At 39.4% G+C, this 24,944-nt stretch carries 16 protein-coding genes, 1 rRNA gene and 2 riboswitches; of the genes, 2 read left to right on the top strand and 15 right to left on the bottom strand.

From position 1 onward, the window contains the following. Positions 1-21 precede the first annotated feature (21 nt). The 7 genes from KHA94_RS24845 to KHA94_RS26595 all read right to left on the bottom strand — a co-directional run bounded on the left by KHA94_RS24845 (position 22) and on the right by KHA94_RS26595 (position 12,053). A 16S ribosomal RNA gene (locus tag KHA94_RS24845) occupies positions 22-1,572 on the bottom strand. A gap of 387 nt (positions 1,573-1,959) precedes the next feature. Next, positions 1,960-3,288 (bottom strand): NCS2 family permease, encoded by a 1,329-nt coding sequence (locus KHA94_RS24840; protein WP_213104752.1) that lies wholly within the window; start codon positions 3,286-3,288, stop codon positions 1,960-1,962. 145 nt (positions 3,289-3,433) lie between these two features. Further along, a riboswitch (purine riboswitch) is annotated at positions 3,434-3,535 on the bottom strand. Between the two features lie 89 nt (positions 3,536-3,624). Continuing rightward, on the bottom strand, positions 3,625-5,160 hold the full coding sequence (gene guaA / locus KHA94_RS24835; protein WP_213104756.1) for a glutamine-hydrolyzing GMP synthase: 1,536 nt from the start codon (positions 5,158-5,160) through the stop codon (positions 3,625-3,627). Between the two features lie 482 nt (positions 5,161-5,642). Further along, positions 5,643-5,744: riboswitch (purine riboswitch) on the bottom strand. Between the two features lie 87 nt (positions 5,745-5,831). After that, complete coding sequence (locus tag KHA94_RS24830) at positions 5,832-8,039, bottom strand: transglutaminaseTgpA domain-containing protein (protein WP_213104751.1); 2,208 nt, start codon at positions 8,037-8,039, stop codon at positions 5,832-5,834. Further along, the gene (locus tag KHA94_RS24825; protein WP_213104750.1) at positions 8,036-9,250 is read right to left on the bottom strand and encodes a DUF58 domain-containing protein; all 1,215 of its coding nucleotides are present in this window, start codon (positions 9,248-9,250) and stop codon (positions 8,036-8,038) included. Before KHA94_RS24825 ends, KHA94_RS24830 begins: the two co-directional genes overlap by 4 nt. A 1-nt stretch (position 9,251) precedes the next feature. Beyond that, complete coding sequence (locus tag KHA94_RS24820; protein ID WP_213104749.1) at positions 9,252-10,208, bottom strand: AAA family ATPase; 957 nt, start codon at positions 10,206-10,208, stop codon at positions 9,252-9,254. Positions 10,209-10,604: 396 nt separating this feature from the next. Continuing rightward, entirely contained in the window at positions 10,605-12,053 is a 1,449-nt protein-coding gene (locus tag KHA94_RS26595) for a vWA domain-containing protein (RefSeq protein WP_213104748.1), read from the bottom strand. Positions 12,054-12,382: 329 nt separating this feature from the next. Here KHA94_RS26595 and KHA94_RS24810 point away from each other — a divergent pair, with 329 nt between their 5' ends. After that, on the top strand, positions 12,383-14,326 hold the full coding sequence (locus KHA94_RS24810; RefSeq protein ID WP_213104747.1) for a DUF2207 domain-containing protein: 1,944 nt from the start codon (positions 12,383-12,385) through the stop codon (positions 14,324-14,326). 120 nt (positions 14,327-14,446) lie between these two features. On the opposite strand, the gene KHA94_RS24805 is transcribed toward KHA94_RS24810, so the two are convergent. The 5 genes from KHA94_RS24805 to ccpN all read right to left on the bottom strand — a co-directional run bounded on the left by KHA94_RS24805 (position 14,447) and on the right by ccpN (position 21,932). Then, complete coding sequence (locus tag KHA94_RS24805) at positions 14,447-15,889, bottom strand: vWA domain-containing protein (protein WP_213104746.1); 1,443 nt, start codon at positions 15,887-15,889, stop codon at positions 14,447-14,449. A gap of 51 nt (positions 15,890-15,940) precedes the next feature. After that, positions 15,941-17,281, bottom strand: coding sequence for a vWA domain-containing protein (locus KHA94_RS24800; RefSeq protein WP_249365742.1), 1,341 nt, complete (start codon positions 17,279-17,281; stop codon positions 15,941-15,943). Positions 17,282-17,785: 504 nt separating this feature from the next. Next, entirely contained in the window at positions 17,786-20,455 is a 2,670-nt protein-coding gene (gene ppdK, locus KHA94_RS24795; protein ID WP_213104745.1) for a pyruvate, phosphate dikinase, read from the bottom strand. A gap of 2 nt (positions 20,456-20,457) precedes the next feature. Next, positions 20,458-21,273: a pyruvate, water dikinase regulatory protein gene (locus KHA94_RS24790; RefSeq protein ID WP_213104744.1), complete on the bottom strand. Its 816-nt coding sequence runs from the start codon at positions 21,271-21,273 to the stop codon at positions 20,458-20,460. A 23-nt stretch (positions 21,274-21,296) separates the two neighbouring features. Continuing rightward, positions 21,297-21,932, bottom strand: coding sequence for a transcriptional regulator CcpN (gene ccpN, locus KHA94_RS24785; RefSeq protein ID WP_213104743.1), 636 nt, complete (start codon positions 21,930-21,932; stop codon positions 21,297-21,299). A gap of 452 nt (positions 21,933-22,384) precedes the next feature. On the opposite strand from ccpN, the gene KHA94_RS26425 reads away from it, so the two are divergent. Continuing rightward, a complete protein-coding gene (locus tag KHA94_RS26425) occupies positions 22,385-22,513 on the top strand; it encodes a hypothetical protein (protein ID WP_275950939.1) in 129 nt (42 codons plus the stop codon). 357 nt (positions 22,514-22,870) lie between these two features. On the opposite strand, the gene KHA94_RS24780 is transcribed toward KHA94_RS26425, so the two are convergent. From KHA94_RS24780 to pflA, 3 genes are all read right to left on the bottom strand, one after another. Continuing rightward, positions 22,871-23,827, bottom strand: coding sequence for a VOC family protein (locus KHA94_RS24780; protein ID WP_213104742.1), 957 nt, complete (start codon positions 23,825-23,827; stop codon positions 22,871-22,873). Positions 23,828-23,885: 58 nt separating this feature from the next. Continuing rightward, positions 23,886-24,080 carry a hypothetical protein gene (locus tag KHA94_RS24775; RefSeq protein WP_213104741.1) on the bottom strand — a complete coding sequence of 65 codons (195 nt, stop codon included), beginning with the start codon at positions 24,078-24,080 and terminating at the stop codon, positions 23,886-23,888. 71 nt (positions 24,081-24,151) lie between these two features. Then, positions 24,152-24,880, bottom strand: a complete 729-nt coding sequence (pflA, locus tag KHA94_RS24770; RefSeq protein ID WP_213104740.1) for a pyruvate formate-lyase-activating protein — start codon at positions 24,878-24,880, stop codon at positions 24,152-24,154. Between the last annotated feature and the right edge of the window lie 64 nt (positions 24,881-24,944).

Raw genomic sequence — 24,944 nt, 5'->3', positions numbered from 1 at the left:
AATACTTCTATATATCCTTAGAAAGGAGGTGATCCAGCCGCACCTTCCGATACGGCTACCTTGTTACGACTTCACCCCAATCATCTGTCCCACCTTAGGCGGCTGGCTCCTTACGGTTACCCCACCGACTTCGGGTGTTACAAACTCTCGTGGTGTGACGGGCGGTGTGTACAAGGCCCGGGAACGTATTCACCGCGGCATGCTGATCCGCGATTACTAGCGATTCCGGCTTCATGCAGGCGAGTTGCAGCCTGCAATCCGAACTGAGAATGGTTTTATGGGATTCGCTTAACCTCGCGGTCTCGCAGCCCTTTGTACCATCCATTGTAGCACGTGTGTAGCCCAGGTCATAAGGGGCATGATGATTTGACGTCATCCCCACCTTCCTCCGGTTTGTCACCGGCAGTCACCTTAGAGTGCCCAACTGAATGCTGGCAACTAAGATCAAGGGTTGCGCTCGTTGCGGGACTTAACCCAACATCTCACGACACGAGCTGACGACAACCATGCACCACCTGTCACTCTGTCCCCCGAAGGGGAACGCCCTATCTCTAGGGTTGGCAGAGGATGTCAAGACCTGGTAAGGTTCTTCGCGTTGCTTCGAATTAAACCACATGCTCCACCGCTTGTGCGGGCCCCCGTCAATTCCTTTGAGTTTCAGCCTTGCGGCCGTACTCCCCAGGCGGAGTGCTTAATGCGTTAGCTGCAGCACTAAGGGGCGGAAACCCCCTAACACTTAGCACTCATCGTTTACGGCGTGGACTACCAGGGTATCTAATCCTGTTCGCTCCCCACGCTTTCGCGCCTCAGTGTCAGTTACAGACCAGAAAGTCGCCTTCGCCACTGGTGTTCCTCCACATCTCTACGCATTTCACCGCTACACGTGGAATTCCACTTTCCTCTTCTGCACTCAAGTTCCCCAGTTTCCAATGACCCTCCACGGTTGAGCCGTGGGCTTTCACATCAGACTTAAGGAACCACCTGCGCGCGCTTTACGCCCAATAATTCCGGACAACGCTTGCCACCTACGTATTACCGCGGCTGCTGGCACGTAGTTAGCCGTGGCTTTCTGGTTAGGTACCGTCAAGGTACCGCCCTATTCGAACGGTACTTGTTCTTCCCTAACAACAGAGTTTTACGATCCGAAAACCTTCATCACTCACGCGGCGTTGCTCCGTCAGACTTTCGTCCATTGCGGAAGATTCCCTACTGCTGCCTCCCGTAGGAGTCTGGGCCGTGTCTCAGTCCCAGTGTGGCCGATCACCCTCTCAGGTCGGCTACGCATCGTTGCCTTGGTGAGCCGTTACCTCACCAACTAGCTAATGCGCCGCGGGCCCATCTGTAAGTGATAGCCGAAGCCATCTTTCAGCTTTCCTACATGTGTAGGAAAGAATTATCCGGTATTAGCTCCGGTTTCCCGAAGTTATCCCAGTCTTACAGGCAGGTTGCCCACGTGTTACTCACCCGTCCGCCGCTAACTTGCGGGAGCAAGCTCCCACAAATCCGCTCGACTTGCATGTATTAGGCACGCCGCCAGCGTTCGTCCTGAGCCAGGATCAAACTCTCCAATAAATTGTGAGTTGATTAGCTCATAGTGTCTTTTTAATAAAAAGACTAAAAGAATTAACGTTGACGTTTTTGTTCGTTCAGTTTTCAAAGAACAATGTTTCTATCAATATTATCGCTCAGAGGCGACTTTATTAATATATCATTTTTAAATCGCGGTGTCAACAACTTTTTTTACTATCAAAATGTTGTTAAGATGTCAGCGACTGTTTTTATATAATACCACCGCCTTCATGTATCGTCAACAAAAAACGTGAAATTTATTTATGTTTCCTCTCTCCAATTTTAACCAATCTAAACCCAACCACATATGAGTAAGGTGATTCATATGTTTTGGATAAATGAAAAAAGCTTCAGGAACCTATTCATAGCCACTGAAGCTTTGCAAAAAAGCTACTCTAAGAAAATGAAGTAAAGAACAAATATCACAAAGAAGAAATACATGATTGGATGGATTTCTTTCGTACGCCCTTTTACGATCATTGTAATTGGATAAAAGATAAATCCAACTGCGATTCCTGTTGCAATACTATAAGTAAGCGGCATTGCAATCATCGTAAAAAATGATGGAACGGCAATCTCGAATTTCGCCCAATCAATCTTCCCTAAGGATGAAACCATTAATACTCCAACAATGATTAATGCAGGTGCAGTAACTGGCGGTGTGATAACAGATAATAATGGGAAGAAGAATATAGAAAGAATAAAAAGTGCTGCAGTAACAAGTGAAGCAAATCCCGTTCTAGCTCCAGCAGCCACCCCTGCAGAAGATTCTACAAAAGAAGTGACCGTTGATGTTCCAAAAATCGATCCAGCAATAGTAGCAATCGAATCCGAAATAAGCGCTTTTCCTGCACGTGGCAGTTTATTATCTTTCACAAATCCTGCTTGGTTCGCAACAGCAACTAATGTTCCTGCATTATCAAAAAAATCTACAAATAAAAAGGTTAATATAACTCCAAGCATTGTTGTTGTATAAAATGAACTGTCTCCAAAAGAAGAAAATAGAGCACCGAAAGTTGGTTCAAGACTTGGAACCTTATCTACAACTTTAGTAGGAACCTCAATTAATTGGAAGATCATACCTACTATTGTGGTGATAACCATTCCATAAAATACGCCGCCTTTAATTCCCCTCACCATCAAAATAACAGTAACAATTAAGCCGAAGATAGCTAGTAATGTATTTCCGTCAGTAAAATCTCCTAAGCCTACAAGCGTAGCATCATTATTGACGATAATTCCTGCATTTTGCAGCCCGATAAATGCAATAAATATACCAATTCCCGCTCCAACTGCTAATTTTAACTCAATTGGAATGGCATTTATTAGTTTTTCACGAAGCCCAGTAAGGGTTAAAAGTAAAAAGAATACTCCTGAAATAAAAACTGCTGCTAGAGCATGCTGCCACGGGCTTCCATTAACTAGTACAACAGTATAAGCAAAGAACGCATTTAATCCAAGCCCCGGCGCAAGACTTAAAGGATACTTTGCTACTAGTCCCATAATGATAGAACCTACAGCAGCAGATAATGCAGTTGCAACAAACACTGCACCATAATCCATTCGTAGCGAATCTGGAAAGTCTGGTACTGTTTGAAGAGTTAAAGTCATCGGATTGACAACCAAAATATAGGCCATTGCCAAAAATGTCGTTAGACCACCTAAAAATTCTCGGCGATAGTTTGTTCCAAGTTCTTCAAACTGGAAATACTTTTTCATCTTTTTTCCTCCTAGAAAAGGTTTGTTACTTTTAATCACTAAGCACACAAAAAAACGCTCCAGACATTGTCCGGAACGTTGACGATGAGGCCGCGCAGTAGTAAACGGGGAAATTATAATTAATAAGGACAGATAACAATACCCGATTCTATTACACTTACCTCGTAGTCAAGCTATTTCCGGTAGCTCGGTAGAAACTTTTGGGCCATATCCCCAACATTATACGACGTAATATAACAATATTTAATTCACTTTTATTTTATCAATAGGACAATAGTCCGTCAATACAAAAAACGAACATTATTATGTCCGTTTTTTGTATTGTTCGTATTTTATTTACTCCCACTCTATTGTAGCAGGCGGCTTGCTTGTAATATCGTACACAACACGGTTAACATGAGCTACTTCGTTTACAATTCGCGATGAAATAACTTCAAGTACATCCCAAGGGATTCTTGCCCAGTCAGATGTCATTCCATCAATAGATGTTACGGCACGTATGCCGATCGTATAGTCATAAGTACGAGCATCTCCCATAACGCCTACACTTCTGATGTTAGGCAGTACAGTGAAATATTGCCATACATCGCGGTCAAGTCCTGCCTTTTTGATTTCGTCGCGTAAAATAAAATCTGATTCACGAACGATTTCAAGCTTGTCTTCAGAGATTTCTCCAAGAACACGGATACCTAGACCAGGGCCTGGGAATGGTTGTCTCCAAACAATTTCATCTGGAATTCCTAGCTCTGTTCCTAATGCTCTTACTTCATCTTTAAATAAAGTGTTTAATGGCTCAATTAACGTAAATTGCATATCTTCTGGAAGTCCGCCCACATTATGATGGGACTTGATTGTTTGAGCAGTCGCTGTGCCGCTTTCGATAATATCTGTATAAAGTGTTCCTTGCGCTAAAAACTCAATACCCTCAAGCTTAGCTGCCTCATCATCAAAGACATAAATAAATTCATTTCCAATAATCTTACGCTTCTGTTCTGGATCAGCTACGCCCTTTAGCTTGCTTAAGAAGCGCTCTTGTGCGTCAACCTTAATGACATTCATATGGAAGCCTTCTGCAAAAGTCTTCATAACACCTTCCGCTTCCTCTTTACGAAGCAGACCATGATCAACAAAGATACATGTTAACTGATCACCAATGGCTTTATGTATAAGTACAGCTACCACGGAGGAATCAACACCGCCGCTTAAAGCGCAAAGTACTTTTTTATCTCCAACAGTTTGTCGGATTTTTTCCATTTCAACTTCAATAAAGTTCTCCATCGACCAATCGCCCTTACACTCGCATACACCGAAAACAAAATTCTTCAGAATATCATTTCCATATACAGAGTGCAGAACTTCTGGATGGAATTGAACAGCGTACATGCTGTGTTCTTCATTACTCATAGCAGCAATCGGACATGATGGGTTTATTCCATCAACAGTAAACCCTTGAGGAGCTTCAACAACTAAATCACCATGACTCATCCAAACTGTTTGTACAGTCGGTAATTCAGCAAAAAGCTTTGATTGATTTTCAATTTTCATCTCAGCCTTACCATATTCACGATGTTTTGCTTTTTCAACCTTACCTCCGAAATGCATTGTCATTAATTGCATTCCATAGCATATACCGAAAATTGGCAAGCCAAGCTCGAAAATTTCCTCGTCACAGCGAAAAGCACCTTCCTCATATACGCTGTTAGGACCGCCAGAAAAAATAATTCCTTTAGGATTCATCTTTTTAATTTCCTCAGCGGTAATCGTATGAGGATGCAACTCACTATAAACACCAAACTCTCTAATTCTTCGTGTAATTAACTGGTTATACTGACTTCCAAAATCTAAAACAACAATCATTTCTTGACCTTGCATTTCTGGTTTCGCCGTCACGTAAGTTCACCCCATTAAGTTATTTGAATGCATATGATTATGCATAGTGTTCACAGTTTCATAAATATTAACGCATTTACAATCGCCATTTGAATGCAAAAACATACTTCATAAAGTGAAACTTCCATCAGTGGGGGTTTTTCGACGCACAGGACGTGCTAGTGCCGACGTTGCCACAGGACGTGGCGTTCTTAGTCGGCTTTCATCCCCCACTGATGGTTAGTTGCGGCCCACAGGAAGTGGGTCACGCAGACGTTGCCACACGATGTGGCGCTTTTAGTCTGTGTTCATTTTACGGGCCTTTACGGGCAGTTGATCCCCCACTTAGGTTTCTTTGATTCTCTCGCAACCTTGAAGTGGGGGTCTTACTGCCCGTTAATCTGCGATAAAAAGAAAAAACCAGAATCTCCTCCCCAAATAAAAATGGTGAAGACAGAGATTCTAGTTTTTTAAAAAACAAAACATATAGAAATATCTGCCTTCATAGTCAAATCATTTACGGTGATCTGGTAGAAACTTTCGAACCATATTATCGAGGATATATGAAGTCATTTGCATTCAATTTTATTATTTAACTTAAGAACGATTGAAAATTACGTTGAATATAGCTCGTTCACTAATGAACCTATTTTAACAACAGGTCTTTTTTCCGGTCAAGCGATTGTTTTTTTGATTAAATTTTCCCACAATTTCTTTGTCTCTTTCCAGCTTCCCTCATTTAATTCGCCTCGATAAATTATTTTCTCATAACGGGCAGTTATTCGAGTCATGTCAGTAGTCGAAAAGAAACGATCGACGTATTCTGCATAATCTCTTAATGTTTGCCCTTCTTTTCGCGGCAAGCCGTAGCGTTTCAGTTCACGTAATAAAAGTAAATAAGCCCGCTGGAAGTTATCATCCTTCTTCGACCATTTATATCTTAAAGCTAAGTAGTAGGGAAGCCATTTCCCACGGATGCGATAAATGACAAGAACCAAGATAGCTAATACGATAATAGCCCCTATTAACCACATCCATATTTTCTCCCAAAACACCTTCAAAGAACTAATAAGCTTTTTAAAAGAAAAGGAAGTGGACGCTTTCTCTGCTTTTTCTTCTAATAGCTCAGGCTTGTCCTTCACTTCACTTTTTGGTTGTTCTACCTGAGTCTGAGAATTACTTTGGGTAGAATAATCATAATTAAAATGAACATTATTCGAAAAGCTTTTCGTTGGTTCAAATGGAACCCAGCCAATTTCAGGAAAATATACCTCTACCCATGAATGGGCATTATTGTTTGTCACTTCAAAAATTTTACGGTTGTTTTGACCAAGTCCCTTATAGTCCCCTTCTGTATATCCTTTGACCCATCTTGTGGGAATTCCAAGCGATCTGGCCATGACAATCATTGACGTAGAGAAGTTATCACAATATCCTATTTGTGTATCAAATAAAAACTGATCGACATAATCATCTTCTGGACCAGGGATAGCAACTTCTTTTTGATCATAAGTGAAATTGGAGCCTGTTAAATAGGCTTCTAATGCTTTTACTTTTTCGTACCAAGTGTTCTTTCCAGCAGTTATTTCTGATGCCAACTCTCGAACCCTTTGAGGCAGTCCATCAGGAAGCTGTGTGTATCGATCAAGAAAGTCACTATCAAATGCTGGCGCTTCACTTGCTTTCATTAGAGCAGTTACACTGAATTTCGGTGCATCAAAAACAACGGAATAGTTATAAAACGAACTGGGTCTATCCCCTAAAAAAGAATGAATTTTTTCAGTGTAATTTTCCAATGAATAAGAGCTGTTAGGGTGGAGAGGTGCATCAATTCTCTTAATTCCTAAAGGATACACAATATATCTGTCATGAATATTAGTATTTAGAATACTTTTCTCTTCTTCTTTTTCCACCCCAGCATGTTCAAAAAACGAAAATATAGGAACTTCGTCTTCTCCATCAAATTGAGATCTATACTCCCTAGATCCTGATGTATCCCACCCTTTACCAGTATAAATATCCTTTGTTTCTACCTTCCAATAATGACGAGACTCTACCTCAGCTGTAAACACAAGCTGATCATTCCCAATGAATGGCCCGCCAAGCCGAGAATCATCCTCGTCGTACCCAATACTGCGAACACCGCCGCCCTCGCCCCCGCTTCCCTTTCCATACGATTTAAAAAATGGAACAGGGTCTGGCCATATCGGTTCAGCCTTTGGAGCAGCTAGTCCAAAACTAACACTTATAACTATCATAATCGTTAAAGGGAGCATCCATTTTCGGGATAATGTAGGCTTTTTTTGCACAAACTCTTTATCAAGTAGCCTGTAAAAAGTCAGCATGCCCATGATCGCAAAGCCAGATATTACCGTTCTTATTATTGCTGCCCCTGCCTCATAGGGACTGAATGTATCAAGAACCGTAATATAAATTAATGTCATGAAGAAAAAGATAAAAATTTGTCTTCTGGCAATCAGCCAATATTGAATTAAATACGCCATTAACCATAGAAGCACAAAAAATAATAAGCTCCTAAAGGTATTGCTCAGATTAGACCAATCTCTCTCTACGACAGCTCCGATGTTCTCCAGAAGATCCTTAATGAACATAGATACCCATTCTGTTTGAAAAAAAGAGCCCTCAAAGTATAAAAAGTGTATGGCAAAGACAATAAATGCACATTTAATAAAACTGCTAATAAATAGAGGTGCCCCTATGTAAGACAAGAATAGGGAAACAATAATAAAAAGAATAAATATAATAATATTCGATGTATCTGTTAGCTGTTCGAGCGGTCTTAACCACTCCCAAAGCAGCAGGAAGCCAAAAGCATATAATAGAAAGCTGGCTAAATCCTTTGGAACCTTCCGGGAAGTCATCTTCTGGCCACCTCCGAAAACACTGCTTTAAAATCCCCTTTATGAACTAAAACAATACGTAAACCTCTTGAATTGGCAGCGGACATAAGGGCAAGCTCATTTTGCGAAAGAATTTCAGCCTCATTCTTAAGAATAAAAATCGTGACTGCGTTATTTTTAGATGTAAGTAAACCCGCTTTTTCAATTAAGCTTCTAGTCAATTGTGCAGTTACGACCATGAGGTTATTTTGCTGCAGTAAGAATCCTTCTACTTCAAGGACTCGGTCAATCGAAACAGGACTATTATCTTTTACCTTGGCAAGATGATAAAATAATTGCAGCTGCTGACCTTCCCCTCCCCTAATCGGAAAAGCTACCCGCTCAGATGCTGAAGACAGAAAACCAACCTGAGCTCCTTTTTGAAGGATCGCTCGAATTATGGAAGCAGAAAAGGAAACGATGGTCTCGAAACGACTATTCGGTGCACAATCCATTAAAATATATACATCATGGGATTGCCTCTGTTCGAATTCCTTCGTCATAATTTCATTCCGCTTCGCTGTCGCCTTCCAGTTAATCCATGAAAAACGATCCCCAGGCTGGTACTCCCTAATCCCAATCGCCATTGAAGTATCCCTTTGAACACGCTCCTTTGACGCAGTCATTCCTTGATCAAAATGATTTTCCAGCGGTCTGTATATGAGTTCTTCATAGGCAGGAAAAACAATTATTTTATTGTCTGTTTGAACTTGTATTTCTTTTTCAATTAACCCTAGTGGATCCCCGCTTTTCAGCCTTACATACTGAAAAAAGTGCTCTCCTCTCTGCAAATCATTGACTTGATACTCCCAAGTGATCTCCTTTTGAAAGCCAGGAAACAAGAATGTCTTCGCCTTATTCCTTTCTTGTAATAATAGAAGCTGATCACTAAGACAATCTTCAATGACTAAAAAGAATAATGGAAACGCTGATTTCCTACTTATAGTAATAGACACCTTTAATGTTTCACCCACATTAAATTCAGTTTTTTGGAAAACACGTACGGCCTGAAAATGAGTAAGCGGGTAAAAAGAAAGAAACAGCGCGTATATAGCAAACGGGAGGAAGCTATAAAATAAAAACCAGCTAACAAATCCCCCCTGAAACATAGCATAGGAAAAGGCAATCCCAATTAATAGGAACAAAACAATTAATTTCCATACCTTTTTCAATACTGAGAATATACTCCTCATCCTACTTCACATACCTTTGTACTGGAACCGGAGTCCTCGCTATAACTCGGTTTACAACATCTTCTGCAGAAATCCCTTCAAACTTAGCCTCAGATTTTAAAATAATCCGATGTACAAACACAGGTCCAGTTAAATACTGAATATCATCTGGGAGAACATAGTCCCTGCCATACATAAATGCATAGACTTGCGCGGCCTTCATTAAAGCAATCGAACCCCTTGGACTTACCCCAAGATAAACACTATCATGTGTTCTCGTCCGGTTAGCTAGGTCAACAATATAACGTTTTATCGTTTCATCTACATGCACTTCTTTTATCTGCGCCTGCAAATCTCTTAATTCCATTAAATCAATAACAGGCTCCAAATCATCAATTGGCCGGACCTTTTGGGCTCGGTCCAATACTTCTATTTCCTCCTTCATATCTGGGTAACCCATTTTCATTTTTAATAAAAATCGATCTAATTGGGCCTCAGGGAGAGGATAGGTTCCCTCATATTCGATTGGATTCTGGGTCGCCATAACGAAAAACGGTTTTTCTAAATGATGAGTGACCCCATCAATGGTTACACTGCTTTCCTCCATCCCTTCTAGGAGAGCAGATTGTGTTTTCGGAGAGGTTCGGTTGATTTCATCTGCCAAAATAATATTCCCCATAATTGGCCCTGGTCTGAACTGGAACTCCATTTCCTTCGGATTATATATAGAAACACCTGTTACATCTGATGGCAGCAAATCCGGAGTAAATTGAATTCTTCTAAAATTCGCCCCAACTGATTTCGCAAGCGCGCGAACCATCATTGTTTTCCCAACACCCGGAACATCTTCTAGCAATACATGCCCTTCAGCCAGTAATGCGATAATGCTCAATTCTGCAACATTTCTCTTCCCAATCATGACTTTTTCAATATTGCTTATTACTTTCTCAATCATAGGATGCATGTGATCTTGAATCATATAATACCTCCTGTAATCTATAAAAATACTTTATACTAGCAATTTTTAATGATAGATATTTCCTACTATTTAATTCGATATATTCTGTCAAAATCCTGTAATATTCTTCTAAACTTTTACATTATTAAAAATGGATTCATTAATGTAAGGTCAACATAATTGGCTGAACTCTTTAGAAAAGCTAAGCAGTACCTTCTATAAATCTCATTTTCTCTTTCGTACATTCATTCATTTGACATTCCTAGCTCCTAAAAAAAAATGAAATCTCTGAAAATTTTTTCGGAGATTCCATTTTTACATTAGTAGGCGTCTAATTCCATGGACTTTGTTCCTGCCTCAAGTGCCCGCAAACCATTTTCCACTTTTTTATATCCCTTATCCTGTCCTCCTTATTTATTATTTTTTATTTTCCTCTCGCAAGAGCTCCATCCGTTTTGCCCAATCATTGATTTTCTGATCAATTCGATTAACCTCAGCATCAATTTCCATTTTCTTTTGCTCTTTTAATTGCCCATTAAGCTGTTCCAATTTTTCCTTATGCTCCTCGATTTTGTTTATTAACCTATCTTTTTGTTCCTCAGTAATCATTTTCTCTGTTAGCATCACATTAGCTGCATCCCTGAACCTGCCTTGTTCTACATTGATTGCATAAGTAATTTTCTGAGACATTTTTTCAACATCCATATCCTGCCCTAATATTGCAAATGTCCCCTTTGGAGAGGCCCATTGCTTCCCCATAATTTCGATCATGCCTGGAGGTACCCATTTTTGAATAACTGTATTCTGCAGCTCTTCTGTATTCTTTGCTGAGAAATATTCACCTTGACCTGCCTCCGCAACAGCTTTTAATTGATTCTCTTGTTTTTCATCCACATCAAATCCGATAATATTTACTTTGTGATTCTCTTGACCTTGAACAAATCGTTTTGCTTCTTCAACGGGATTCCCATCACAGGTTTCTGCGCCATCACTCACAATATAAAGTGTAATATCTCCATCCATTGATTGACTGACTTCTTTTGCTTTATTAATAGCTCCTGCCAAAGGTGTCCATCCTTTAGCCTCAACACCATCAACTGCTTTATAAAATTTTTCTTCGTGATATTTTTGTAATGGATACACCTCTTCAATCTTTGAGCACGATAATTGCTTATCCTTATTTTCCTGTGACCCAGCGTGTCCATAAACATAAAGCGAAACCTCACTCGTTGCGCCAATTGTTTTAGCGAAGCTGCGAACAGCACTTTTGGCAATTTTCATTTTTTGTTCTCCATCTACGTTAAGCAGCATACTGGAGCTGGCATCGAGCATGATAATTGCCTTTGAAGGAGCTGCATTCTCTTGAATAGCTTTGTTTTCTGATGCTTCCTCAGGTTCAGGCAAGTACGGCTCATCAAACTGTGGTTTAAATGCCATGAGCTCAGGAACAACCTCATCGTATGCACTGTTTCCTAAGTAAAAAATAAAAGATTTAAAAAGAATATCAGTATCATCTGTTGCTTTTGCTGCAGCACGTAAATGCTCAGTTAATTCATCCTTTATTCCTTTTAATGTGTTCGTACTTGGCCATGATGCTGTTTCTTTATCGTATGGAAAATCCTTCGTTAATTGCCCTGGCATCGAGCTTGCAAATTCCTCAATTGTAGCAGGTATTTTCACTGCCTCTATTTCTGATAATGCCTTTTCTTCCTTCACTTCCGGCTGCTTGTTTTCTTCTTTCTTATGCGGTGCTGCCACTGCTTCTACGTCTGCTTCTGGCTTCTCTTTGCTGACGTCCTTCTTGTCAGAGCAGCCTGTAAGGAATAGCAGTAAAATACTCGTCATCGTTAGAGCACGTTTGATCACAATATCACCTCAATGAATATTAATATTTTTGTATTATTTACGCTTTTGATTTAACTTTAGATTCTATGAATATTGCACTATTTTTTTCCTATTATGACAGATGTTTCATGTTACGTGTCCGATTTTACGGCATTTTCCATTTATTTTTCATAAAATATACTAAAACAGTAAAAAAGTAACGATAACCCAGTTGTTTTTTATAGGATAAAAGATAGAAACAATCTATCGTATTTAGGGATAAAGATTCAAAATGACTTTGTGCATATTCACATACTCTTCATTACGTTATAATAAATTTTATAAAAAATGGAAATTGGAGGGAATATCGGTTGAAGCTCACTTATTCGATTTTTTGCTTATTCGTGATTGTATTAATATTTCATCCGATGCTAGCAGAGGCGGAATCCTTCTCAATTGATCAGGTAGATATCCATGCTTTTTTACTAGATAATGGTGACTTATATGTCGAGGAACTATTTACTTATCATTTTGAAGGCGAATTTAATGGAACGACCAGAACGATAGGAAATGATGATCATCAAGGTGTTAAATTTTTTGAAGGATATCTCGCTCCAAAAGATATGAACCTATTAAATTATAATCCGAATACATTAGAGCCATTAAAGGTGGAAAGGGAAGACTTAACCTATAAGGTTCATACAGCCTCCAAGGATGAAACGAAAAAGGTTTTTTATCGTTATTTGATTGAGGGTGCAGCAACTAAATATGAAGATACTGGGCAATTTTACTGGCGTTTTTTCGATGAAATGAATGAATCCGATTTGCATCATTTAACAATTCGAATGGCTCTTTATCATGACCCGTCCACAACATTAAAAGGCCAAGCCTTCTTACATGACTTAACTGGCGGAAGCCTCAAAAAGTCTTCACAGTATGGGTTTATTTACGAAAATAAGCTTTTACCAGCAGAGAAGACAGTAGAAATTCGCTATCTTTTTCCTGAAGAATTCTTAAAAAATGCAAGTTTTACCGAGAATGAACCAATGCTTTCAACCTTTTTAAATGAAGAAGAGGCTTATCAAGAATGGTTTGCAAAGAGAAGCCGCTGGGAGCCAGTTGTTGAAAATATTAATGATGTATTTTTAGGAATGGCTATCCTCTTATTATTCATAACAATCTTTTATCCAAGAAGGCTTTATCGGTTATTTGATAAAGGCGTTCCAATCGCTAATCTTGGGGAGATGGATTCATTTACCCTTGCTGTCCTTCATCGCAAAAGTCAGCTGCAGCATAATGACATAATCAGTTCTTTATTCCGTCTCCACCAAAGCGGAATCCTTTCAATGGAACACACATTAGCTAGAGCTTCTTATTTGGAGGACGAAGAGGCACCAGATCACACTTATCACTTTACCCTTTTAAAGGATGAACAGAAGCTGAGAAATTATGAGAGAGACATTATTGACTGGTTATTTACAATAGATAATACAGGTAAAAAAAGCTTCTCCTTGGATCAGCTCCCTTTTCCAACAAAAACAGAAAGGCAGAAAAACTGGCGTTTAGAAAAAGAGTATAAACAAGCTGAAAAAAAATTTCATCAGACTTTTAAAAAATGGAGAAAATCTGTCCTTCATGATCAGGAAATAAAAAAATATGTTAGAGTCAATCCAATAAGAAAATGGCTAATAATAGCGGGATCTCCATTATGGATCCTTTATTCCCTCTTAAGCGCCTGGATGGGCAAGGCCGATCTATATAATATTGTCTTAATCCTTCTGTTTTTAACAGGCGGCTTGGCAATGATGTATATTAAAAAAGAAAGACGATTTGCCCTATTAGCTTATTTGTTTATCGGTTCTATCATTACTAGTTTATTTACCTATGAAATAGATTTTATGTATATTACAGTTTCTACTGCCCTCGTGGTTACCGCCTTATTCGTTCCGGTACTCGATATTACGATGAAAGGTGTGCCTTATTTTAAAGGAATTCAATCATTTAAAAAGGCGATTCGTTCCGGTAACTTTGATTTTGAAAGCTCAAAAGGGAAAATGGAAAAATGGTATCAGCACGCACTCTCTCTAAATCTATTTATAGAATTAAAAATTAGATATGCAAACATCTTTTCAGAGCAGATAGAGGGGCTATCACCACTTTTAAAGATTTCCGCAGAAACAACAGATATTTTCCAATATCCACACCACCATTACTACCACACATACTCATCGCAAAGCTCAGGAGGATCTTCTGGAAGCGGTTCAAGCGGTTCAAGCGGTGGCTCTGGCGGCGGCGGGGGAGCGGGCGCGTTTTAAAACTAAGCTCCTCTCCATCCCTCAATTAGGAAAGTCATTTGTAATATTAATAGTTCATAAGGCCATTCCCTGCCTAATGGTAAGGAATGGCCTTTTTGTGAAAGAAATCTTCTTTATGCTCTATTTATTTTCCAGCTCTTTATACCATTTATCCTTCCACGCTTTCACCTTTGCATCAATCTCATCAGATGCCTGTTTTGCTTCCAATTCTTTTTCCTCTTTAATTGCTTTGAAGTGATCATTACGCAGATCTCGCATTTCCTCTGCCTTTTCCCTAACTTCTAATCCAATCTCACGACTGATAAGTTCTTTATTCTGTAAATAAAAAGTAGCCATTATAATTCGACTGCCTTCTCGCTCAGAAGCATTATAAAGAGAACTATGAATATCAATTAGTCTTTTTTGTTGATCCACATATTCATTGAGCAAAATTCCTTGCTGGCTGAAAACCTGCATAATACTCGGCTTCCACTTTTTCAGGATCACATCCTCGAATTCCGACTTATCACGAACTGTAGCATAATCTCCTCCACCAGCCTCCGCTACTTGCTTAAGCTGTTTTTGACCCTCATCATCCACATCAAAACCAATAATATTTACCTTAGCTTCAATTTTACTTTCATTTAGCTGTTTAGCCGCTTCTACAGGATTGCCGCCACAGGTTTCGATACCATCACTTACGATATATACGATATTCTTGTATTCTTCATGAGGATAGTTAGATAGAAGTTCATTTGCTTTCTCAATTGCTCCTGCCAAAGGCGTCCAGCCGCTTGCCTGAAAAGAATTCATCGCTTCATTGAACTTATTCCCTTCATAAGGGCTTAATGGATAAAGGGTTTCAATTGATTGACATGACTTTTCTTTATCCGAATCCTTCCCTGATCCGATATGGCCATAGGCAAAGAGAGAAACATTTACATCCCCCTCAAGCTGGTCTGTAAACTGTTTTATCGTCTCTTTTGCAAGGTCCATTTTCACTCCACCAGGGACATTTGCTTTCATACTTCCGCTCGCATCCATTAAAATGACCACATTTGTTTTCTGTTTCTTTGCTAATTCAATTTCATCCTCCCCGTCTGGGAGTTCGGGCATGACATAGCCATGCTCATATGAAATTAATTTCTCATAATTCGACTTGTATTGTCCTGAGGCAAGCTGGTATACAAGATAATCATAGACTTGATCACTCGCTAAATCTTTATTTTTCTCAAAATAAGCCTGGAGCTCTTCATTTACAATCGGAGTAAACTTCTCATCAATAAATTTACTGTATTTAAAATAATCCCAACCATCAAGAATCTCTAACTCCGGATCCATATGCTTTTCAACAAGCTTTCCGGGTCCTTGGGCAATCATTCCCTCCAGCTCTCTTGGGGCTTTTGGAATTTCTTCGTCTGCTTGTTCCTTTTCTTTGTCCTTATTAACGATTTCCTTCTTTACTTTTGTTTCGTCCTTTTCATTTGACGATGGTTTTGCCTGTTCGGAACAGCCAGTTAATAAGAGAAAGCATAGAATAATAAAAAAATAGCTTCTTAGTTTATCAAACTGAATATTCCGCATATTTAATGCGCTCCTTTCACATGCGCAACCTTTTATAAATGAAATTAATTCTTACTGCTTATTCTTTTTATCTATCGCTTCATTAATTTTTTTGTTTCCTTCGTCAACATAGTTACTCCATTCTTGGTTGCCATTGTCTACGCTTTCACTCCAAGCTTGGTTACCCGTATCTACTGCATATCTCCATTTTGCATCTCCATAATCAACGATCATAGAAAACATATTTGCAGCTGGATGATTATAATCTTCAAATCTTTCCTTCAAATAGGCCTGAGCCACTTTCATCCGTTCTTTTTCTCGAATGCTTTTTTCCTTCATGCTTTCCTTTGTATCCATTGAAAGCTTTTTCTTTTCTTCTTTTATTTCTAAAGCTTGCGCTTTTCCTGCTTCCTTCCACTCCAGCCATTTCCTCTGAATTTCTTCGTATTGCGCTCTCATATATCTTTTTAAGTCGTGTTCAGAATTTACATAAGTAAATTCTCCTTTGCCTGCACTCGCTACTTCTTTTAACAATTTTTGACCTTCATTGTCCACATCAAATCCAATGATATTTACGACTGTTTCAATGTCAGCAGAAACTAAATCCTTAGCTGCTTGAACAGGATCACCGTCGCATGTTTCGATTCCATCACTTACAACGTATACGATAACATCTTCCGTATTTTCTGGAATATCTTCTTTAACTGTTTCCAATGCAAGAGCTATAGGAGTCCATCCAACTGGTTTTACTTTGTCTAAAGCTACATTAAACTTTGCAGAATCATAATTACCATTGTAAAAATTCTCCGTACTGCTGCATGATAATTTTTTATCTGAATTACTTCCTGATCCTTTGTGACCATAAACACGCAGTGAAATTGTTGCATTTTCTGGGACTTGTTCGGCAAATTCTAAAACAGCTGCTTTGGCTGCTTCCATTCTTGATTTATTGCCAGATGGCGCTTTCATGCTCCCGCTTGCATCAATTAATATCGCGTAATGTGCAGTCTTCAGAGTTGGAGCATTGACCGCCTCATCTGGACGTTCAATCTCAACATTAACTGAAGAGTCAAAATGAAGAAGAGTTTCCATTTCATTATGATAATCCTCAGAAAACAAATAAATCAGTTCCTCCATATATTGTTCTTTCGTTAAATGATCAGGTAATTGATCCAATGCCTCTTTCACTTTTTCCTCATCGTATTGATCACCACTGTATATACCAGGATATCGAAGCAATTCTTTTTCAATATCCATTAACTCTCGGCCCGGGTTCTCGATTTCATAATACTTAACTTCTTTTGAAACGTATTTATCCTCCGTTTCTTTTTCCACCTGTTTCGGTTCAGTCGTTTGAGATTTAACCGATTGATTATCCTTTTCAGAACAAGCTGTGAGCAAAATTGACAGCATAATGATTCCGTATAGTAGCTTCTTAATATTGATTCCCTCCTTATTTGGCCTTTCCTTTATACAAATTTATTTTACATTATTTCCAAAATTTGTACCTCGGATTATACAAAAATAGGAAATAAGTAATATAATCAGAAGAAACCGGCATATTTTTAACGCCTATCAAAAATTTTCACTTTCACTAGTGAACATGTCTTGAGCACATAATACCCAATGGTTTTTACTTTTGGGTTTAAATTATCCAAAATAAAAACCTTGAAAGGCTAAAAGCCAATCAAGGTTTGTTCTGCTCCGTAATAACTAATTGAAAAGTTTCTAAGACTACTATTCTCTTTAATATCCACGCTATGACTAATAAAAAACACAAAGAAGAGTCAATCAACATTTATTACGATTAAGTGAAACTTCCATTGGTGGGGGCTTTCTTTCATCCCCCACTTAGGTTTCTTTGATTCTCTTGTAACCTTGAAGTGGGGGTCTTACTGCCCGTTAATCTGCGATAAATTATGCTGTTGTATAAACCTCTTCTTTATTAAGCTCATGGCGAATCGTTGCTTGTGCTGCTGCTAAACGAGCAAGAGGTACGCGATATGGCGAACAGCTTACATAATCTAAACCGATTTTGTAGCAGAACTCAATGGAACTCTTCTCGCCGCCATGTTCTCCACAAATACCCGTTTTTAGCTTAGGTTTTGTTGTGCGTCCTAGTTTTACACCTGTTTCAACAAGCTTCCCGACACCATTCTGATCAAGGACGGCGAACGGATTTTCTGGAAGAACTTTGTTTTCGATATAGGCCTGAAGAAATTTACCTTCTGCATCATCACGGCTGTAGCCGAATGTCGTTTGCGTTAAATCATTCGTACCAAATGAGAAGAAGTCCGCTTCCTCTGCAATTTGGTCCGCTGTTAAGGCAGCACGTGGAATTTCAATCATCGTACCAACCGTATACGCAATTGCTTTACCTGTTTCTTCTTGTACATAATTAGCAGCATCAATAACTACCTGGCGCATTTGCTTTAATTCATTCACATGGCCTACTAGGGGGATCATGATTTCTGGCTGAACTTCAATTTCTCTTTCAGCTAGCTTTGCGCAAGCATAAAAAATTGCCTTCGCCTGCATTTCATAGATTTCTGGATACATCATTCCAAGGCGGCAGCCGCGAAGACCTAGCATTGGATTATACTCATCCAATTGGCGCACCTTTTTCAGCAACTGCTCTTTTTTCTTCAACTCCTTAGATTGTGGGTTTAATATTTGCAGCTTTGTTACTTCAACCAGAAGCTCCTCTTTATGAGGTAAAAATTCATGAAGCGGTGGATCTAGCAAGCGAACTGTGACTGGGTATCCTTGCATCGCTTCAAAAATCCCTTCAAAATCGCCTTGCTGCATTGGTAAAAGCTGTTCAAGCACTTCCATTCTCTCTCTGGAATTTTCCGCTAAAATCATTTTTTGAACAATTGGAATCCGTTTTATGTCCATAAACATATGTTCCGTACGGCATAATCCAATTCCACCTGCACCAAATTCAAAGGCTTTCTTCGCATCTTCTGGATTATCAGCATTAGCACGAACCCCAAGTTTACGTTCTTCATCGGCCCAAGCAAGTAAACGCTGGAATTCATCGGATAGTTCTGGATCAATCATTGGTACTTCCCCTATAATAATTTCACCAGTAGAACCATCGATTGTAATGATATCTCCATAATGAACGACAGTTTCATCAACCACAAATTGTTTCGCTCTTAAATCAATCTTTATTGCCTCACAGCCACAAATACAAGCTTTTCCCATTCCTCTAGCAACAACTGCTGCATGACTTGTCATCCCACCGCGGCTTGTTAAAATGGCTTGCGAAGCCACAATGCCATGAATATCATCTGGAGTAGTTTCTGGCCGGACAAGGATTACTTTTTTGCCTTCATTCGCTAATTGTTCTGCTTCATCAGCATCGAAGACAACCTGACCAGTAGCGGCACCTGGAGATGCAGGCAACCCTTTTGCTAAAATTGCTTTTTGGGTAGAATCATCGATACGGCGATGAAGAAGCTGATTTAATTGATCAGGGTCCACACGAAGGAGTGCTGTCTTTTTATTAATAATTCCTGCATCCACCATCTCTACCGCAATCCGAATAGCAGCTTGTGCAGTACGCTTGCCATTACGTGTTTGGAGAATGAAAAGCTGGCCGCGTTCTACCGTAAACTCGATATCCTGCATTTCTTGATAATGTTGTTCAAGAAGATGACATGTATCTGCAAATTGCTTGTAAACGTCTGGCATTTCATTCTGTAAAGTAGCAATCGGTTGCGGTGTACGAATACCTGCAACGACGTCTTCTCCTTGGGCATTGATTAAATATTCACCATAAAGCTTTTGTTCACCAGTCGATGGATTTCTTGTAAATGCAACACCGGTACCCGAGTCACTCCCCATATTTCCAAATACCATACTTTGAATATTCACGGCAGTACCCAGATGGTCAGGAATTTTATTCAGACGACGGTAAACAATGGCACGCTGATTATTCCAAGAATTAAACACCGCATTTATAGCAAGAAAAAGCTGTTCCTTTGGATCTTGAGGAAATGCTTTTCTCGTATGTTTTTTTACAATTTCCTTATAGCCTGCAATTACTTCTTTCCAATCCTCAGCCGTTAATTCTGGGTCAGAGGAATAACCCTTTTGTTCACGCATTTCTTCTAATAATTGCTCGAAATAAAAAGTATCGATTTCAAGGACAACATTACTGAACATTTGAATGAAACGGCGGTAAGAATCGTATGCAAACCGTGGATTATTAGTTAATTTCCCCAAGCCGATAACAGTTTCATCATTCATCCCAAGATTTAATATCGTATCCATCATACCAGGCATTGAGAAAACAGAACCTGAGCGTACAGAAACAAAGAATGGGTTTTCAGGGTCTCCGAGCTTTTTGCCCATTTTCTCTTCTAAACGACTTAAAGCTTCAAGTGTCTGCTGTTCTACTAATGAAGGTATTGTTTTATTAGCTTCATAGTAAGCATTACAAGCTTCTGTTGTAATCGTAAAACCATATGGGACCGGCAAACCAATTCTAGTCATTTCTGCTAGATTTGCTCCTTTCCCTCCAAGCAAATCTTTCATATTCCCTTGACCTTCATGAAATAAATAAACGAATTTTCTCATGATTAAAAGCTCCTCTCTTTTTTTAACACTTCTAAAATTAATCCAGCCGTTTCTTCTATTGCCTTATTTGATACATTGATAATAGGACAGCCTACACGCTTCATGATTTTTTCAGCATAATCTAGTTCGTCAAGGATCCGCTCATAGCTTGCATAATTCGCTTGTGAACCTAATCCTAAAGCCTTTAGCCGTTCTTTGCGTATGTCATTTAATTTATCCGGAGAAATGACCAAGCCGATACAATTCCTTCTAGGGATTTCGAATAATTCATCCGGCGGCGGAACCTCTGGAACTAGCGGAACATTTGCGACTTTAAACCGTTTATGCGCCAAGTACATTGATAATGGCGTTTTTGAAGTCCTTGAAACACCTATTAAAACAATATCTGCCTTTGTAATTCCTCTTGGGTCTCGTCCATCATCATATTTCACAGCGAATTCAATTGCTTCAATTTTTCTAAAATATTCTTCGTCCAATTTTCGCATTAATCCGGGACTATGATGAGGCTCTTTATTAAACCTAGTTTCAAACGCATTCATTAATGGATTAAGCAAATCAACCGCTAATATCCCCTCTTCTCGTGCTCTTTTGTCTAAATATTCCTTTAAAGCAGGAATGACAATCGTATAAGCAATGATCGAATAATCTTTATTAGCTAACATTATGACATCTTCAATATCTTCAATGTCATCCACATATGAATTTCTGCGAATTTCAATTTGTCCTCCGTTAAACTGTGTTGCTACTGCTTTTACAACAAATTCAGCCGTTTCTCCAACAGAGTCAGAAACTACATAGACCACTTCTTTCCGTTCCAATATTTCAGCATCTCCCCTGAGTCTTATTTGCCTTCAATTAATTCTAAATAACCTCGTGTTATCGTCGTTTTTGTGATTCGTCCTAATAATAAATATTTATTCTTTTCCCCCTTTACTCCCTTTACTACAGGCAAGGAATCAATATGATAATTAATCATTTTCTTTGCAGCCTCTAGCAAGGTTTCATCGGGAGAAATGGTAGTAATATTCGGCATCCTCGTCATGATCACACTTACTGGCACTTCTTGAAGATTTCTATTTCCGAGCGCTGCCCTAAGTAAATCCTTCCGTGAAACAACACCAGCCAAATGGCCCTCTGAATCAACTGCATAAAGTGTACCAACATCCTCTAAAAATAACTGGACAATGGCATCATAAACGGAAGTTGAATATTCAACGACAATCGGATGCGCTTTAAAATCATTTACTTTTTGTTGGATAAACTGTTCCGACTGACGCATCATCTGAAATTCTTCATTATAAAAATAACCAACTCGAGGTCTCGCCTCTAAATTACCGGATCTCGTTAAAATAGCCAGATCTGGTCTTAACGCTGCCCTTGAAAGCGAAAGTTTCTTTGCAATTTCATTCCCTGTTATTGGCCCGCTTCGCTTTACGATTTGAAGGATTTCATCCTGGCGATTAGATAGTTTAATCATTATCACCCTCTGCACGATAATAAGTGTGTTATATTTTATAGATCAATCACAAATATGTTATACTTTTTTTATATAGTATAACATATTTAACAAAAAATAAAGATATGAAAATTTGACAAAATATCAAACTGGCTCTACCGCCTTCGAAACTATTTATTATATTGTTTAGGCTGGCTATCCTCTGCATTTTTTGCCTGCAAAAAGCAGCCAAGTTATATCCTAGGGATTATAATTTTTCATTAATATTCATTATTTGTTCAATACTTCACAAACTTTTATTTTTTTTCCATGATATTCTAAAAATATAAAAGCTTAAAGGAGTGATAATGAATATGATCTGCGAATGGAAGGCTTTTTCAACTGATACAGAAACATATACGAAGGACGTGTTTGAGATTTAATTTTTTATAAAATTGTATGCGAAATATTTCACAATATGAGGTGAATAGATAATGGCGATTAATGAAAAAAATGCTGTAACAAACATGATCGATCTTCTTGTAAAGAATGGTCAGAAGGCCATGAAAGAGTTTCAAAATTACGATCAGGACGGTTTTCTTTACTTTGTATACTATGAATAATACGTTTGTAGATAGTTAAGATAATTAACGAAAATATACGCTAAGCCCTCAATCATGTCCGCATCGCGTTTTTTCTTACTCTAAGCTGAATCGGTACGATAATCCGAGTACTAAATTCCACTTATTAGAATGACTCGTTAAAAAAGCAGTGACGGACTAGGAATCCGAAAGACCTAGACTGTCACTGCTTTTATTGTGCTATCGTACTCGTTAGTTCAAACATGACTGGGCATTGAATGCCGAAGGAGCCCCCTGAGCTTCTTCTAGAATGCATATCACTTTATGCTCAGGAACCGTATTTCCAGTAACCAACCGACTACTAATGAATCGGTTGGTTATAATTATGGTGTCAAATGTTCAGCCTTGCCTGAAAATGAGAGCCGTCCCGAGTAGGGATGCGCCCGGTACAAAAACATCTCCCCTCGCCGTCTCAATAACCGGAAATCCGTTTGATTCAAGATGCTGTCGGGTAATAGAAAGGTCACGCACTTTTACTGCATATCCGGCAAATCCCGGTAAAGACGGGAGGGCTTCTCCCGGAAGCAGATCGGTTAATCGGGACTTAGGAATGATCGTAATGCGTCCGCCACCGAGATCAAACACACATGCCTCCCCCTCTTTTTGAGGCTGAGTTCCCAAATAAAGTCGATACCGCGCCGCAAATGCATCTAACTCTCCATCTTCGATACACAGGATCGCTTCGACTAACTCGATTGCCCCATTCGGATGCTCCATATGGATCTGTGTCTGCAAAGCGTCCGATGGTGGATTTTCAGCGAATGCCAACCGTCCTTCGGATACTTGTTCGTCATCGATTTCGAGTAAGCGCACAGGAACCATTTGCGTACCGGTCGACGTCTCCACGGGACTTTGTATCGTGTTGACACCTCCATGTCCGACTCTTCCCTGGTCCAGACGAGCCGCAGAAGTGATCGCATCGGAAGTGGAGAAGACCAAAATATGCGTTCCTTCAAAGCGGGCCAGACAACGAGAGATAGTGGAAACAGTACGTTTGATTGAGGCGATGATTCGAGAGAGAACGGCTGGGGGCGCCGAAAGCGGTATGAAATGGGCGTCACAAGGAATTCTCCCCCCTTCCTGTACAGTCGTTACGATTTCAATAAAATTGTCGGCAAAGTCGATATGAGCATTAGCTGCTCCAAATGCTCTAGGTGTCTCGCCTTCTTGTTCAGCCATTGTCGGATAAGCAGGTGGCTTACATAAGAAACCCAGCTTCCTGTACAGCTCCAACGCCATTTCCATATCATAGACAACATGCCCTACATGATGAATTTTGTTAATTTCGATACTCACGGCACAACCTCCTCATTAATAGAAACAAACCGAGTAGTCGCTATGTTTAATAAAAAAATTATGCTTTTAGCTCTAAGTATATTCCATCCCACAATTCCATCAACGCACGCTTCATTGAGGGGCCGTCGGTTCCTACTAGGATGCTTCGTATGCCGATTCCATCGGAAGAAGAAACAAACATCTTTGCAATTTGTTCGTCAGTCATAGATGTTCGGATTTCGCCTTTGTTTTTGGCATCGTGAATTACTTTCATCCAAGCATCCAACTCCGTTTGTTGGATTTCAGCAAACTTCTCCCGAAAATGCGGAAACAGCAACCTTCGTTTTAGTTTTTCACTAGTATTTGATTTGCGAATGCGATCGTCTCAGCGGCAGGAGGTTGTACCCCTTTTAGAGGATATTTATGGCCTAATTGTTCCCATTTATATACTCCAAGCTGATGATATGGCAGTACTTCTACTTTTTCTACATTTTTCAGTGTATCAATAAACGCTCGTAGATGACGTAAATCCTCTTCCTCATCTGTTATCCCAGGTACAAGAACATGACGGATCCAGACTGGCTTTTTCTTATCAGACAGATAGCGGGCAAACTGTAAAATATGCTCATTCGGCTTACCAGTTAATTTCTGATGGCGCTTAGGGTCAATATGCTTCAAGTCTAACAGCACTAAATCGGTATACTCCATTAATTGATCTAATTTAGCTTGGATTACCGGCTCATTCGTGTAACAACCACCCGATGTATCAATGGCTGTGTGCACTCCGATTTTTTTACATTTCTTTAATAACGCAATCAGGAAATCAAGCTGTAAAAGGGGCTCTCCACCGCTTACAGTAATACCGCCTCTGGAAGCTTCTATAAATGGAATATACGATTGCAGGTCATCGATGATTTCTTCCACAGTCATGCTTTTTCCTTTTCCTATTTCCCATGTATCAGCATTATGGCAATATTGACATCGCAACAAACAGCCTTGAGTAAACACGATATAACGGATACCTGGCCCGTCCACTGTTCCGCATGTCTCTATGGAATGAATATGTCCTTTCATTGCATTTCCCCCTCTCACAAGTAGGAGTTGGTAATTGCTCACCATTAATATAAGGCAATCTTTC

It is taken from the genome of Cytobacillus citreus, from assembly GCF_018343665.1.
Classification (GTDB): Bacteria; Bacillota; Bacilli; order Bacillales; family Cytobacillaceae; genus Cytobacillus; species Cytobacillus citreus.
Note: the sequence above shows the minus strand (reverse complement) of the source record. Positions and strands in the feature narration are given on the sequence as shown.